The following is a 13,123-nucleotide window of genomic DNA, read 5'->3' as shown; positions in this document are numbered from 1 at the left end:
GGAAGTATTATAAAGACATTACAGTCGCCGTCATCAAAATATGGATCGGCACTATGCGCCCATCTGTCAGCGACCTCCAACTGCCACCGCCTTACAGCCTCGTGCCGCTGAGAGAGGCTGGCGACGCCTTCGCGCATGCCTGCGCGATCGCGGCAGAGGAAGGCGCAGGCACGCTCGCCTGGGTGCGCCGCTACGATCTGGCCGAATTCGCCGTGGTGCTTGAGCCTGAGGAGCCCCTGGAGGAAGCGCGTCGCGCGATCTATGCAGGCATGAACGCGCTCGCCGATGCGCTTGCGGTCCATGCTCCGCCGTCGCGGCCCATCACCTTCGACTGGCCAGGCACTATTCGCGTCGACGGAGTTCTCGTCGGCGGCGCCCGCCTTGGCTGGCCGGAAGGGGCACGGGAGCACGAAATCCCCGACTGGCTCGTCTTCTCAGGCATGATCCGCACTGCCGTCATCCGCGCCGGCGAGCCCGGTCTGCGTCCGCTGCTTGGCGCGCTTGACGAACTAGGCTTCGCTGCGCTCGATGCCGGTGAGATCGTTGCGAGCTTCTCCCGCCATCTGATGGCAGCATTCCACGAATGGAGCGACACCGGCTTCGGTTCGATCGCCAGCCGCTGGCTCGACCGGCTGCCCCGAAAGGGCGATGAGCATACAGAGCTTGCCGGTAACGGAGATCTACTGATTTCCCATATGGCCTCTCAAAGGCTTGGCGAGCGAAAAAGACTGGCCGAAGCGCTTGCCAGGCCTTCCTGGCTCGATCCGAGGACGGGAACGCCATGGATTTGAAGCTGCCGCGAACGATCCGTCTCGATGCTTCGGACACGTTTGTCTATTCGCGCGCTGCAGGACCAGGCGAATGGGCGGTGACCGGCACCTTCCTGTTCTTCGGCGCCGATACCGCCACGCTTTCCGGCAAGGATCGGCAGGCGTTCCGCGCCGGGTTCCTCGGCATTGACAGCTTCGGCTGGTCCACCCTCGTCGTGGTCACGGACGCGACCGCGCATGACCGCGCGGCAGCCGTCGATCGGCTGGCCGAGCAGCTTGTGGTGCGATGCGGTGCGCCGGACATCGAAACGGCGCGCGTCGCCGCCGAAGAGGAGATCGCCTTCGCGCAATCGCTGTGCGACCACCCGCCGAACACGCTGATTGGGGTGAACCGCACCAGCGAACAGGCCGGCATCCGAGAGTCGTTCCGCACCCTGCATCGTAAGGCGAGCCGGCTGGAGCCGGCAACGGCATTCCGCTTCGTCGAAATCGAGGGTGAAGACGCGTCGACGGAAAAGTTCGATCTCCTTGCATTCGCCGGGAGGCAGAAGTGAAGGATTTCTGGATTTCCTCCGGTCATCACCTTCTCGACAGAGATGAGGCCGGGCGCCTGCTCGTGACCGACTCCTTTCTGAAGGCATATTTTGCCCGGCCAGAGCTTCTCCCCCCCGAATCCGCCTGCCCGGCGGAGTTGCGCCTGCATCACGAACTTTTGATGCATCATCCGCGCCGGCCGGTCGCAAAGGAGGAGATCGCCGCCTTGGAGGATCCGGATGCGCGCGAGAACTGGCAGTTCATGATTGCCTTTCGCGATCATGTGCTGGCCGCTCCCTCACTCGAAGCCGCATACCTCGCGCTGGCGCGCGGCTCGGCGGAAAATATCCCCCCGCTGTTCATGAACCAGCTTGCCCAGGTCGTGCTGCGCAATGCGCTGGACGGTCAGCATGACGCCTGCGTTCTGCGAGCCGCCGAGCTGTTTTATCGGCCGCAACGCGTGACGTCTCACGAGGGGGCTATGCTTCTCGCCGATGCCGAAACAATCGAACTGCATGAACAGAACCGCCATGCCTCGCCGCTCCTCAACATGCTTGGTGGTCCAGCTGTCACGGAACTCGAGATACTCGACGATAAGAATCCCGAGAGTTACTTCGCCAGGAGCGACGCTTTCGATATGGTGCTCAAGCTCGGCAGCGCCCGGAGTCCGGCCCGGCGCGGCCTTGCGACCGCAATGGAGATCTGGATTCGCCATCTCGTTGCAGTGGGCGTGGAGATCGAGCCGGTGGAGCGGATCGAGGACGAGGACTGGGCCTGGTTCGTCGGCCTCGACGCCGAAGCGACCCGCATCGGCAATACGCTCTGGGCCGGCGGCGAACTCGACGCGGAGACAGCACAGCGCGTCGTTGCACTATTCCGGCTCAGCTTTTCCGACACAGGCGAAGTTCAGCCGGCAGTGGGCGCCAGGCCCGTCTGGCTCATAATGGCCATGACCGCCGACCGAACGATCCGCATGAAGCCGCAGAACCTCATCGCAGGCCTGCCGTTTCGCGCCCCGGGGACGGTGAATTAGGAGGATTGGTGCCATGGTGCGGGAGACTGCGGAAGTCGGGGTGATCGTCGAGCGACGGGCTCTGAACAGCCCGTGGGTCGACCATGTTTGGGTGCCCGTGGCCGTGCTGGCGGGCGCGCCGTGCGCGGCGCCATGGTCAGTGCTGCACGAATCCGACGGCCTGACGCGTTTCTATGCCGGAACTTTCAAGCTCGAGCTCTTCGGGTGCGACACGGGCATGTACCGGGACAACCTCCGTTCGGGGCGGCCTAGCCTCTGGATCGCGCTCCGGTCGAGCCCTGCTCCACCCGGAGTTGTGCTGCACCTGGTGACCGCTGACCCTTTCGAAGGCGAGTCGCTGACAGAGGCTGGCCCCGACATCATCGAGGCCGTGCCAATGCCAATCGAGCTTCAGCAATGGGTGGCCGCCTTCATCGAGACGCATCACGTTGAGCGTCCCTTCATCAAGCGCAAGCGCGATCGGGCGGACAGCAATGCCCTGGCGAGGCGCGGTCCTCGCTCCGGAACGATGGATGATGCCGAATGAGCGCGGGAAGTGACAATGTCTTCGCCCGCTGGTCGCGCCGAAAACAGGCGGCGCGTTACAGCGCGACTGCGGAGCCGCAGAAGGATCAGCTTGCGCCTGACGAAGCTGTGGCGCCAGCGGGTGTTGGGGAGCAGCTTGCACCAGCAATTGCGGAGCCGGAGGCCGCCGAGCCTGCCGAGCCCCTCCCCCGTGTTGAGGATTTGACCGCCGAAAGCGACCTTTCGGCCTTCCTGCGCAAAGGCGTGCCCAAGATGTTGAAGCGCGCCGCATTGCGCAGGATGTGGTCGCTCGATCCGGCAATTCGTGATCATATCGGGCCTTCCGAATATGCCTGGGATTTCAATAGGCCGGGATCCATGGCGGGATTCGGCCCCTTGAAAGAATCCAGCGAGCCTGTCGTGGATTTCCTGTCGACGTTGAGCGGCGGCAACCCGGCCGACCAAGCACGCGCCGCCATGGCTTCGGAGGCACCGGAGAAGGCGCCTGCGCCCACCGTCGTCTTGGCGGACGAGGACGCGAACGCCTCACCCGATGCTTCGCAGGCTGTTACGCCGGACAGTTCGATCGAGCCGGCAACCCGCCAATCCCCTTCGGCCGACGTGGCCGAAACCGCCGCCGGCCGCGACGAAGCTGCCGGCGCCGCGGAATCATCCCCGATTAATCGCCAGCGGCGCCATGGCGGCGCCGTGCCGCGCTGATCTGGATATGTGGCCATTTTGGCACAGTTGCGGTTGCAATTGCCGGGCGGGGGACTAGTATTACTTTACCCACTCGTTGAGGGGCACGGTCGAGGTCAGTAGATGAACCCAGACTTGCGCCTAGAGGAGGCAACCGGCACGTCGTGCGGAGCTGACGCTCTGGTTCCCGGCGTTAGAGATGCTGACGTCGACGACGTCAACAGCGCACGCGCGGATGAGTACGCGCTGCTCGCCACGCTTCTCCTGGCCGCTCCGGATGCAAACCTTATGACGCGGCTTTCCGGTTTGCGGGGCGACACCGAGACGCCGCTCGGCCTTGCTCATGCGGCACTCGGCCAGGCCGCGGCTTCGGCCTCCCCGGCAGCGGTCAGTCGCGAGTATTTCGAGCTCTTCATCGGGGTCGGGCGCGGCGAACTCCTTCCCTACGCCTCATACTACCTGACGGGCTTTCTCAATGAACGGCCGCTTGCCCGTCTACGCGGGGACATGAAGCGCCTCGGCGTTGAACGCGCCGACGGTCATTTTGACCCGGAAGATCATCTCGGCACGCTATTCGAGATCATGAGCGGCTTTGCCGCCACACATTTCGTGGTTCCCCCTGGCGAGGAGCGGGACTTCTTTGAACGTCACATCGCGCCCTGGGCGAGCCGCTTCTTCGCCGATCTGGAAAACGCGGCCTCGGCCAGGTTTTACCGGGCAGTGGGCGTGTTGGGGCGGATTTTCATCGACATCGAAGCCGAAGGCTTCGCCATGGAGGCGCGACGTAGCTCGTGACCTGATCGCGTCGACAGATAGGGAGGATGGCAGATGCAGGAAAAGAAACAGACGGCAATGAGCCGCCGCAATTTCCTTCGCGCCTTCGGCGGCGCGTCCACGACCGCCGTGGCCGCCGTGACGCTCAGCCCCGGAGAAGCGCAAGCTTATGATCCCGGCGAGGAGGAGACGAGGGCCCGCTACCGCGAGACCGAGCACGTCAAGGCATTCTACCGTGTGAACCGTTATGAGACGTTGAAGAAGTGAGAGCGCCATGCTGACCAAGCGCAAGAGCGGTCAGGCGAACCGCACAAGATTGCACACGCTGATGGGAACGGTCGCCTCCGCTCCCATCGACCGGCGAACCTTCCTTCGCCGTTCCGGTCTCGTGGCCGGCGGGATGGCTGTAATCGGGTCGTTCCAGCTCGGCACCGTTCAAAAGGCGGCGGCCATCAGTCCGCCGCAGCCGGGCGAGCCCATCGAGCTCAAGAAAAGCGTCTGCACCCATTGCGCGGTCGGCTGCACCGTTACCGCCGAAGTCCAGAACGGGGTTTGGACCGGTCAGGAGCCTTCGTGGGACAGCCCGATCAACCGTGGCTCCCATTGCGCCAAGGGAGCAAGCGTACGCGAGCTCGTACACAGCGACCGCCGACTGAAATACCCGATGAAGCTCATCGCCGGGCAGTGGGAGCGGGTCTCCTGGGACGACGCGATCAATGGGATTGGCGACAAACTGCTCGAGATCCGTGAAAAGTCCGGCCCGGAATCCGTCTACTGGATGGGGTCGGCCAAGTTTTCCAACGAAGGCACCTATCTCTTCCGCAAGCTCGCTGCCCTGTGGGGAACAAACAATCAGGACCACCAGGCCCGCATCTGTCATTCGACGACCGTCGCCGGCGTAGCCAACACCTGGGGCTACGGCGCGATGACGAACTCCTTCAACGATATTCGCAATTCAAAGACCATGATCATCATGGGCGGCAACCCGGCTGAGGCGCATCCGATAGCGATGCAGCATCTGCTGGAAGGCAAGGAACTCAACAAGGCCAATCTGATCGTCATCGATCCCCGTTTCACGCGCACCGCCGCCCATGCGACCGAGTATGTCCGGTTCCGGTCCGGCACTGACATAGCGCTGCTGTGGGGCATGCTTTGGCACATCTTCGAGAACGGCTGGGAGGACAAGGAATTCATCGCGCAGCGCGTCTACGGGATGGATGAGGTCCGCAAGGAAGTCGAGAAGTACACGCCAGAGGAGGTGGAGCAGATCACCGGCGTGCCTGGGGACCAGGTGAAGCGCATCGCCGAGCTGTTCGCCACGCAGAAGCCGTCGACGATGATCTGGTGCATGGGCCAGACACACCACACGGTTGGTACCGCCAATACGCGCGCGAGCTGCATCCTGTGTCTTGCCACCGGCAATGTCGGCAAGCCGGGTACTGGCGCGAACATCTTCCGGGGCCATGACAATGTACAGGGCGCGACGGATATCGGGCTCGATGTGGTCACCCTGCCCTTCTATTACGGGTTGACGGAGGGCGCCTGGAAGCATTGGTCTCGCGTCTGGGAGATCCCCTACGAGGACCTGCTGAGCCAGTTCGACTCGAAGGAAGCCATGGAAACCCCGGGCATACCGCTGACAAGGTGGTTCGATTCCGTCTCGCTGCCCAAGGACAAGATAGGGCAGCGCGACAGCATGCGTGCCATGTTCATTCAGGGCCACGCCAGCAACAGTATCGCTCGTATTCCGGAATCGATGAAGGGCCTGACAGGCCTGGAGTTGCTTGTTGTCGCCGATCCCCATCCCACGACCTGGGCATCACTGGCGGTGGAAGCGGGGCGTCAGGACAACACTTATCTCTTGCCTGTCTGTACGCAGTTCGAGACGTCAGGCTCGCGCGTCGCCTCAAATCGGGCCATCCAGTGGGGCGAGCAGATCGTCAAGCCGAGCTTCGAGCAGAAGGACGACTACCAAGTCATCTATCTCTTGTCGAAGAAGCTCGGGCTTGCCGACAAGATGTTCAAGAAAATAGCCGTCGAGGGAGACCGGCCGGTGCCGGAGGAGGTGCTGCGCGAGATGAACCGCGGGAGCTGGTCAACGGGCTATTGCGGTCAGTCGCCGGAGCGCCTCAAGGCGCATATGAAGAACCAGCACAAGTTCGACCTGGTGACGATGCGGGCTCCGAAGGATGATCCCGAGGTCGGTGGCGACTATTACGGCCTGCCTTGGCCATGTTGGGGCAAGCCGGAGATCCGCCACCCGGGTACGGCCAATCTTTACAGCACCGGCTTGCATGTCATGGATGGCGGTAGCCCGTTCCGCGCCCGCTTCGGCGTCGAACGCAACGGCAAGACCCTCCTGGCGGAAGGTTCGTACACGCAAGGCTCGGAACTCACCGACGGCTATCCGGAGTTCACCATGGCCGTGCTTAAGAAACTCGGCTGGGACAAGGATCTGACGGCGGAAGAACTCGCCGTGATCGAAACGATCGGCGACGACATCAACAAGGTCTCGTGGTCGACAGACCTGTCAGGCGGCATCCAGCGCGTCGTACTCAGCCATGGCTGCCATCCCTACGGCAACGGCAAAGCTCGCGCAGTAGCGTGGAACCTGCCCGACCCAGTGCCGATCCATCGCGAGCCGATCTACTCGCCGAAGGTGGACCTGGTCGCAAAATATCCGACCTATCCCGACGCCACACAGTTCCGACTGCCGAACATAGGGTTCAGCGTGCAGCAGGCGGCGGTGGAAAAGGGCATCGCCAAGACGTTCCCGCTGATCCTGACTAGCGGCCGGCTCGTCGAATACGAAGGCGGGGGCGAGGAAACGCGGTCGAACAGATGGCTGGCCGAGCTGCAGCAGGAGATGTTCGTTGAGATCAACCCGGCCGATGCGTCCGAACGCGGCATCGGCGATGGGACCTGGGTTTGGGTGAATGGTGCAGAGAACAACTCGAGGGCGCGGGTGAAGGCGCTGGTCACGGAGCGCGTCGGCCGGGGCGTCGCTTTCATGCCCTTCCACTTCGGCGGCTGGTTCCAGGGTAAGGATCTGCGGGCTCACTATCCGCAGGGCTCCGATCCATATGTTCTGGGAGAGAGCGCCAACAGCATCACCACCTACGGCTACGACCCGGTGACGGGCATGCAGGAGCCGAAGTGCACGCTCTGCCAAATCGTAGCGGCGTGAACGGGAGGAACAGAAATGGCCCGGATGAAATTCCTTTGCGACGCTGATCGTTGCATTGAGTGCAATGCCTGCGTCACCGCCTGCAAGAACGAGCACGACGTGCCTTGGGGCATCAACCGCCGCCGCGTCGTCACCATCAATGACGGCAAGCCCGGCGAACGCTCCGTCTCGATGGCGTGCATGCATTGCACCGACGCGCCTTGCGCGGCGGTCTGTCCGGTCGACTGCTTCTACACCACGGCCGACGCGGTGGTGCTCCACTCCAAGGATCTGTGCATCGGGTGCGGCTATTGCTTCTACGCCTGCCCGTTCGGCGCGCCGCAATATCCTCGTGTGGGCAACTTCGGTTCGCGCGGCAAGATGGACAAATGCACCTTCTGCGCCGCGGGCCCGGATGAGGATTCCACCGAAATTGAATATGCCAAGTACGGCGCCAACCGGCTGGCTGAAGGCAAGCTGCCGCTTTGCGCCGAAATGTGTTCAACCAAGTCGCTCCTGGCCGGCGACGGGGAGATCATCGCGGCGATCTACAAGGAGCGTGTGACGCAACGTGGCTATGGTTCCGGAGCCTGGGGCTGGCAAACGGCCTATCGAGAAACAATCGACGTGTAGGAGGCAGTCGGGCTCGTCCCGCGCGCAACGGAGCTATCACGGAGGACGCAGAAATGCCGGACATCAGGCTTGGTCGAGTGACGCCGCATACTATCGCAGCGTTCATGACGCTCACGCTGCTGGTCGCAGGGCCCGTGTACGCGCAAACCCCATCCGGGAATAACCCGACCGCACAGGCGGTGAGAGAGCGGCAGCTTCTTGACGAGTTGCAGAAGATCGAAGGGCGCGTCACCCTGCCCAATACGGCCGCTGGCTTGCTCGAGCAACCGCAAGGCCGCGATTACCGCAGCTTCCACGAGGGCTGGCTGCCGTGGATCGGCGGCATCGCGATACTCGGCATTTTGCTGCTGCTGGCGCTGTTCTATTTCTACAGGGGCCGCATCCGCACACTGGCGCCCGAATCGAGCGTAAGGATCTTGCGCTTCGGTGCTCTGGAGCGGCTGACCCACTGGATGACTGCCACGGCGTTCATCATCCTAGCCATCACCGGCCTGAACTTTATCTTCGGCAAGCGTCTGCTGATGCCGCTGATCGGGGCCGATGCATTTTCAACCTGGTCGATTTGGGCGAAATACGCCCACGACTTCGTCGCGTGGGCGTTTATGCTCGGCATACTAGTCATGCTGGTGACATGGGCCTGGGACAACCTTCCGGATCGCCATGACGCTCATTGGCTCAGAGTCGGCGGCGGCTTTTTCGACAGAACCAACAGGACGCATCCGCCGGCCGGACGTTTCAATACCGGCCAGAAGCTCATCTTCTGGGCCGTCGTCCTGGGCGGAATTGCGATGTCGATATCGGGCATATTCATGCTGTTTCCGTTCGCATTCGCCGACATAAACGGTATGCAGACGGCCCAGTATATTCATGCGACTGTGGGCATAATTCTAATCGCTGTTCTTATCGCTCACATTTATATCGGCACGCTCGGGATGGAAGGCGCCTATGAAGCAATGGGTTCGGGCACGGTCGATATGAACTGGGCGAAGGAGCATCATAGCCTTTGGGTTGAACGGCAGGAGGCAAAAGGTACAATACAGCCGCGCTCGGCGGCCGAAGCGGCCGAATAGTGCTTCTGCGCAAAACCGAAATGCGCGGGCCCTTGGTCCGGGCATTTCTTGGCATCCTCGTTGGGCTTTCATTGCGCGAGGCGGTGCCTTCGAACCCACGTCAACGAGCGAAGGGCTAGGAAGGCGTCTCCTCCCCGCCCGCGGCTGCGGTGGAGTTGTCGTCCGGCTCGCCCGTCCAGTTTTGACCAACCAGATTGTGTCCCGGATCGCCCACGCGAGTGCTCTCGCTGCTGTAAACCTGCCATGCTGGCTGTTGCTGCTGCGCGCTCAGAAGAAAATAGCCCGCCCCGAGCGCAATTGCGATCGAAACGACAATTCCGGTCAAGATCATACCCATCCCGCCTTCTCCCTTTCTCACCTGCTCAAAGTCGCAGTCATGCTCTCATTTCGGCGTCTGCGTCTGCTGCGCTGGATCCTGCCCCGTCGCAGGTGGATTGCCAGATCCGGATGACTGGGGGACCTCACCGGATTTTTGCTGAAACTGCAGGTCGAGCGCCGCCAGTGAAAGCAACGGCGGCGGCATGGCGACGCCGGCCACTCTCATTTGCCGCGCGGTCTTCTGGCATTGTGCAATGTCATTGGCGGCGGCCAGTTCCTCCGCTTTCGCGACATCTATCACGGAATCCTTGGGGGTGCTCGACGTATCGGAGGGGGGCAACGGCGCGGCCCTGCTTTCCTTCTGGGGCGCGTTCGTGGCCGATCCGCTGGCCACCTTCTCCTTGTTCGGTTGTGGAGAGTCGCTGGCAACTCCAGATTGCCCCGTGATTTTCTGCGCCGAGCCCGTCTCCGGCTTGGCGGGCGCGGCTGCGCTGCTAGTAGATGCACCAGCCTTCTGAGCCGGGGCAGCGGCGGTCGGGGTAGCCGCTTCGGCAGGCGCCTTCATGAAGGCGAGGAGCTCTTGGCAGAGATTTGCGGGCCCGCCTGCCTGCTGGGCAGCAGGCGTTGCAGTAGCGGCTGCTGGAACCGTAGCCTCGGGGGCAGTGCTCGTCTGCGCCAGCGATGTTGACGTCGACAGCGCGACGATTCCTGCGAGAACCATTTCTTTCATCGCTTTGCTCCTTCCCCTAATGAAAGTCACCCGCTTGGCTGACAACATAACGCCGGAGGGTGCCCGAACGATCCATGGACTTGCAAGGCCTAACCTGCCCCGCAATTCGGCCGCGGTCTCGCCGGCGGCCTTCATGGATTTTTGGCCCAACGAATGCACCCCGCCCCCGCAGCAGAACCTGAAACGCGGCCCTGGAGGCGTTACGGCGACCTTTCGGACCTGAGAAAGCCGACATGTGCTAACGTTCTGTCGATATCGTGATGGGCGACGCCGATCAGCGGCAGTCGAGCTACCGCCTGCTCACGCCCCGAATGGGATCTTGGTCAACGTCGCCAAGGTATCGCGGCAGGGCGTAAGCAATGATCGAATCGCCTGCCTCGGTGCCGGTTGATCTGTGGCCGCCGGCCACCACGACCAGGTACTGCCGCCCGTCCGCATCCTGGTAGGTAGAGGGTGTCGCCTGTCCGCCGGCCGGCTGGCGATCACGCCAAATCTCGCGGCCAGTGCGGAGTCGTAGCCGCGGGCGTAGCGTGCCGCTCAGGAAGGCGACACCGCCGCCGTGACGATCGGTCCGCCGATGCACGCCCACCTCGAAAGGCAGCGGAACGGCCGTCGCGCACGGCCTGAAGGAAGCCGCCGAGTGCGGCTGGGTCGGCCCGTCAACAGCCCCTTGAGACGCGGGCTGTTCCTCGCTGTTCCTCGATCCCTGCGCTCAACTCCGATAAGGCGCAATGTCTGGCGCTCGGCTTTGTCGGCCGTCAGCGGCCTTATGGCTCCCACACCGCATCCGACGTCGCCGTTGGCGGGCAGCTCGGCTGCGACTATCAGATCGACGCTTGGCCCTTAACCGGCGCCAATCGAGGTGCTACTGAAGCACGCTGCCGGAGAGCCGCGATGATATTTGCTCTCGCATCGATCTGTAACCTCCAGAATAGCTCGCCCATGCGGCTCCGACAGCTCACTAGCCCCGCGTGAAGCGCAGCCTAACAAATGGCATCTGGCTGGAATAATTTTTGGCCAAACTCAGTAGATACGGCAACGGGTGAACTTCGATACGGCAACGGGTGAACTTCGATGACCCTGGCCCTTCAGAGGGTGACCCCCTCGCCTGAGGCTCGGATGCGGGCTGATTGGGAGGGGACACCGATCTCGCAGCTTTGTTCACGCCCTCCCGAGCCGGTGTTCCATACGGAAGTCAAAAAGCCCGCCGCACCTTTCGGCACGGCGGGCGATCATTCGTTCCGGGCACAGGTTGGGCGGGGGTGCGTGTGCCCGGATCGTAGGAAATCCTACGCGCGCCGGCTGCGTCGCGTCTATCAACCGGCGGTTGGAAGGGTCAACTCGGTTAGCTTGCTTTACCCGGTCCTACCGCCCCAGCGCTTGTTTCGAAACCGACAGAAGTTCTTCTTCGTCCACCACCCGCCATGTAGTTGGCAATAATTCGGACGCGAGCGCTTCGGCAGCGACGAGACGCAGAGACTGGTCGACAGCCTCGGATTGGTCTGCATTCCCGTCAGGAAAACGCTGTTCGTTCTCTCGCCGGCACGCTGGATGCAATTCAGGCTCGGCCTGGCCGCGAACTTGAAGACCTTTCACGCGGACAATCCGGATTTGCCGGGAATCGGCATGGAGAGATTGCGCCTTCAGCTTGACCCACGACTTCCGGCGCCGATGTTTGCAGCCGCTCTGCGAATGCTGGCACGCGCCGGCAAGCTCGCCCTTGACAGCGCCTGAGTGCGGCTGCCCGGCCATGAGGTCCGTCTGACACCGCAGGACGAGACGCTGTGGCTGCAAATCGAGCGGCTCATCGGGGGCTCGACGCGATATCATCCGCCGAGGGTCCGCGATATCGCCGATACGTTGGCGAAGCCGGAAACGGAAATCCGCCGGCTCCTGAAACTTACCGGCCGCATCGGGAAAGTATACGAAGTCGCCCATGATCATTTCTTCCTGCGCCCGGCATTGGCCGGGATTGTCGAAATCGTCGACGACCTGACGGCGGCCGAGCCGGGCGGGCGGTCTAACGCCGCCCAGTTTCGCGATCGTGCAGGCAGCGGGCGCAAGATTGCCATCCAGATCCTCGAATTTCTCGATAGGCAGGCATGGTGTCACTTTGCGACGCGGCGACCTGCGGCTCGTCAACAAGCATCGACGGGATCTGTTTCGCTCACCGGCCGATACTGAGCCGGCGCTAGCGGAAGCTTCTGTAGGAGCATCGTCCCCGGTGGGGCGTCCGGACTTCAAATCCGGGAGGGGCCGCGAGCCGGTCCTTGGTGGGTTCGACTCCCACTCTCTTCCGCCACTCTCGCAAAGGCGCGATGACGGTGACAACCCGCTTTCTCGTTGAGCTCAAGACAGCGGCCGAGGCCGCCAAAGTCGCCGAAGGCCGTTTCCGGCGGGAAGCTGCAGTCCGGATCGCTGCGCTCGAACAAGAGCGCGCCTTCGCCTTCAGGCGGCTCAATCTCATGCAGGCGATCGCCGAGGCCATGGCATCGGCCGAAAGTGAGGAGATAGCCGTCGCCAGCGCCTTCGCCACGCTGCGCACGCGACTCGGCTGGAATTCCGACAGCGAAGCGCGCTCGGAGGTGATTGCGCGTTTTCGGCCAGGTTGTGGTGGCGGTATTCCGGGCCTCGGAGGAAGAGGAATCCGCCAACGACATTCCTGAGACCCTGGCGGGTTTCGAACATTGGTATGCCGAAACCCGGGGAGCGCCGTTCTGGCTTCTGTTCGAGCGCCAGATGCAGGACACGCCCCGCGTCGGCTTTTAAGAAGCGCAGGTCCATCCGGGGCGCATTATCGCTCAGGCAATCAGGATCGCGACCGTTTAGAGCCTTTCGCATTTAGGTTGACTTGTATCCGGCGTTTTCGATGTAGTTTCGGCATTCCAGTGG

Annotated in this window: 16 protein-coding genes and 1 tRNA gene; 13 read left to right on the top strand and 4 right to left on the bottom strand. The window is 62.7% G+C overall.

Translation table 11 applies throughout. The features are described from left to right. The first annotated feature begins 53 nt into the window (after positions 1 to 53). From ACWUKX_RS28275 to ACWUKX_RS28230, 10 genes are all read left to right on the top strand, one after another. Positions 54 to 791 carry a biotin/lipoate--protein ligase family protein gene (locus ACWUKX_RS28275; RefSeq protein WP_095518959.1) on the top strand — a complete coding sequence of 246 codons (738 nt, stop codon included), beginning with the start codon at positions 54 to 56 and terminating at the stop codon, positions 789 to 791. Beyond that, the gene (locus ACWUKX_RS28270; protein WP_456009967.1) at positions 782 to 1,324 is read left to right on the top strand and encodes a DUF6505 family protein; all 543 of its coding nucleotides are present in this window, start codon (positions 782 to 784) and stop codon (positions 1,322 to 1,324) included. The genes ACWUKX_RS28275 and ACWUKX_RS28270 overlap by 10 nt, the downstream gene beginning before the upstream one ends. Beyond that, positions 1,321 to 2,337, top strand: a complete 1,017-nt coding sequence (locus ACWUKX_RS28265) for a DUF6352 family protein (RefSeq protein WP_456009966.1) — start codon at positions 1,321 to 1,323, stop codon at positions 2,335 to 2,337. The genes ACWUKX_RS28270 and ACWUKX_RS28265 overlap by 4 nt, the downstream gene beginning before the upstream one ends. A gap of 13 nt (positions 2,338 to 2,350) precedes the next feature. Continuing rightward, a complete protein-coding gene (locus ACWUKX_RS28260; RefSeq protein ID WP_128344120.1) occupies positions 2,351 to 2,863 on the top strand; it encodes a DUF3305 domain-containing protein in 513 nt (170 codons plus the stop codon). After that, on the top strand, positions 2,860 to 3,561 hold the full coding sequence (locus tag ACWUKX_RS28255; RefSeq protein ID WP_456009965.1) for a DUF3306 domain-containing protein: 702 nt from the start codon (positions 2,860 to 2,862) through the stop codon (positions 3,559 to 3,561). Before ACWUKX_RS28260 ends, ACWUKX_RS28255 begins: the two co-directional genes overlap by 4 nt. Before the next feature lie 102 nt (positions 3,562 to 3,663). Continuing rightward, the gene (locus ACWUKX_RS28250; RefSeq protein ID WP_456009964.1) at positions 3,664 to 4,335 is read left to right on the top strand and encodes a TorD/DmsD family molecular chaperone; all 672 of its coding nucleotides are present in this window, start codon (positions 3,664 to 3,666) and stop codon (positions 4,333 to 4,335) included. Positions 4,336 to 4,368: 33 nt separating this feature from the next. Then, a complete protein-coding gene (locus ACWUKX_RS28245; RefSeq protein ID WP_456009963.1) occupies positions 4,369 to 4,581 on the top strand; it encodes a formate dehydrogenase in 213 nt (70 codons plus the stop codon). 7 nt (positions 4,582 to 4,588) lie between these two features. Continuing rightward, positions 4,589 to 7,501: a formate dehydrogenase subunit alpha gene (locus tag ACWUKX_RS28240; RefSeq protein WP_456009962.1), complete on the top strand. Its 2,913-nt coding sequence runs from the start codon at positions 4,589 to 4,591 to the stop codon at positions 7,499 to 7,501. A gap of 15 nt (positions 7,502 to 7,516) precedes the next feature. Beyond that, positions 7,517 to 8,113, top strand: a complete 597-nt coding sequence (fdh3B, locus tag ACWUKX_RS28235) for a formate dehydrogenase FDH3 subunit beta (protein ID WP_456009961.1) — start codon at positions 7,517 to 7,519, stop codon at positions 8,111 to 8,113. 53 nt (positions 8,114 to 8,166) lie between these two features. Continuing rightward, entirely contained in the window at positions 8,167 to 9,183 is a 1,017-nt protein-coding gene (locus ACWUKX_RS28230; RefSeq protein WP_456009960.1) for a formate dehydrogenase subunit gamma, read from the top strand. A gap of 115 nt (positions 9,184 to 9,298) precedes the next feature. Here ACWUKX_RS28230 and ACWUKX_RS28225 read toward each other — a convergent pair whose 3' ends face one another. The 4 genes from ACWUKX_RS28225 to ACWUKX_RS28210 all read right to left on the bottom strand — a co-directional run bounded on the left by ACWUKX_RS28225 (position 9,299) and on the right by ACWUKX_RS28210 (position 11,983). Further along, entirely contained in the window at positions 9,299 to 9,520 is a 222-nt protein-coding gene (locus ACWUKX_RS28225; RefSeq protein WP_456009959.1) for a hypothetical protein, read from the bottom strand. A 45-nt stretch (positions 9,521 to 9,565) separates the two neighbouring features. Continuing rightward, the gene (locus ACWUKX_RS28220) at positions 9,566 to 10,231 is read right to left on the bottom strand and encodes a hypothetical protein (RefSeq protein WP_456009957.1); all 666 of its coding nucleotides are present in this window, start codon (positions 10,229 to 10,231) and stop codon (positions 9,566 to 9,568) included. A gap of 289 nt (positions 10,232 to 10,520) precedes the next feature. Then, positions 10,521 to 10,832, bottom strand: a complete 312-nt coding sequence (locus tag ACWUKX_RS28215) for a hypothetical protein (RefSeq protein WP_456009991.1) — start codon at positions 10,830 to 10,832, stop codon at positions 10,521 to 10,523. A gap of 764 nt (positions 10,833 to 11,596) precedes the next feature. Continuing rightward, the gene (locus tag ACWUKX_RS28210; protein ID WP_456009955.1) at positions 11,597 to 11,983 is read right to left on the bottom strand and encodes a hypothetical protein; all 387 of its coding nucleotides are present in this window, start codon (positions 11,981 to 11,983) and stop codon (positions 11,597 to 11,599) included. On the opposite strand from ACWUKX_RS28210, the gene ACWUKX_RS28205 reads away from it, so the two are divergent. The 3 genes from ACWUKX_RS28205 (at position 11,966) to ACWUKX_RS28195 (ending at position 12,897) form a co-directional block, all read left to right on the top strand. Next, positions 11,966 to 12,415, top strand: coding sequence for a SelB domain-containing protein (locus ACWUKX_RS28205; RefSeq protein WP_456009954.1), 450 nt, complete (start codon positions 11,966 to 11,968; stop codon positions 12,413 to 12,415). The genes ACWUKX_RS28210 and ACWUKX_RS28205 overlap by 18 nt on opposite strands. 22 nt (positions 12,416 to 12,437) lie before the next feature. Continuing rightward, positions 12,438 to 12,533, top strand: a tRNA-Sec gene (locus tag ACWUKX_RS28200). A gap of 16 nt (positions 12,534 to 12,549) precedes the next feature. Further along, positions 12,550 to 12,897 carry a hypothetical protein gene (locus ACWUKX_RS28195; protein ID WP_456009953.1) on the top strand — a complete coding sequence of 116 codons (348 nt, stop codon included), beginning with the start codon at positions 12,550 to 12,552 and terminating at the stop codon, positions 12,895 to 12,897. Positions 12,898 to 13,123 lie beyond the last annotated feature (226 nt).

The organism is Mesorhizobium sp. f-mel (genome assembly GCF_053850215.1).
This window is presented reverse-complemented; position numbering and strand designations above follow the sequence as displayed.

Coding starts and splice junctions, on each gene's coding strand:
- ACWUKX_RS28245 (WP_456009963.1), top strand. CDS start 4,369: ATGCAGGAAAAGAAACAGACGGCAATGAGCCGCCGCAATTTCCTTCGC.
- ACWUKX_RS28250 (WP_456009964.1), top strand. CDS start 3,664: ATGAACCCAGACTTGCGCCTAGAGGAGGCAACCGGCACGTCGTGCGGA.
- fdh3B (WP_456009961.1), top strand. CDS start 7,517: ATGGCCCGGATGAAATTCCTTTGCGACGCTGATCGTTGCATTGAGTGC.
- ACWUKX_RS28260 (WP_128344120.1), top strand. CDS start 2,351: ATGGTGCGGGAGACTGCGGAAGTCGGGGTGATCGTCGAGCGACGGGCT.
- ACWUKX_RS28220 (WP_456009957.1), bottom strand. CDS start 10,231: ATGAAAGAAATGGTTCTCGCAGGAATCGTCGCGCTGTCGACGTCAACA.
- ACWUKX_RS28240 (WP_456009962.1), top strand. CDS start 4,589: ATGCTGACCAAGCGCAAGAGCGGTCAGGCGAACCGCACAAGATTGCAC.
- ACWUKX_RS28275 (WP_095518959.1), top strand. CDS start 54: ATGCGCCCATCTGTCAGCGACCTCCAACTGCCACCGCCTTACAGCCTC.
- ACWUKX_RS28195 (WP_456009953.1), top strand. CDS start 12,550: ATGACGGTGACAACCCGCTTTCTCGTTGAGCTCAAGACAGCGGCCGAG.
- ACWUKX_RS28255 (WP_456009965.1), top strand. CDS start 2,860: ATGAGCGCGGGAAGTGACAATGTCTTCGCCCGCTGGTCGCGCCGAAAA.
- ACWUKX_RS28225 (WP_456009959.1), bottom strand. CDS start 9,520: ATGGGTATGATCTTGACCGGAATTGTCGTTTCGATCGCAATTGCGCTC.
- ACWUKX_RS28210 (WP_456009955.1), bottom strand. CDS start 11,983: ATGGCCGGGCAGCCGCACTCAGGCGCTGTCAAGGGCGAGCTTGCCGGC.
- ACWUKX_RS28270 (WP_456009967.1), top strand. CDS start 782: ATGGATTTGAAGCTGCCGCGAACGATCCGTCTCGATGCTTCGGACACG.
- ACWUKX_RS28230 (WP_456009960.1), top strand. CDS start 8,167: ATGCCGGACATCAGGCTTGGTCGAGTGACGCCGCATACTATCGCAGCG.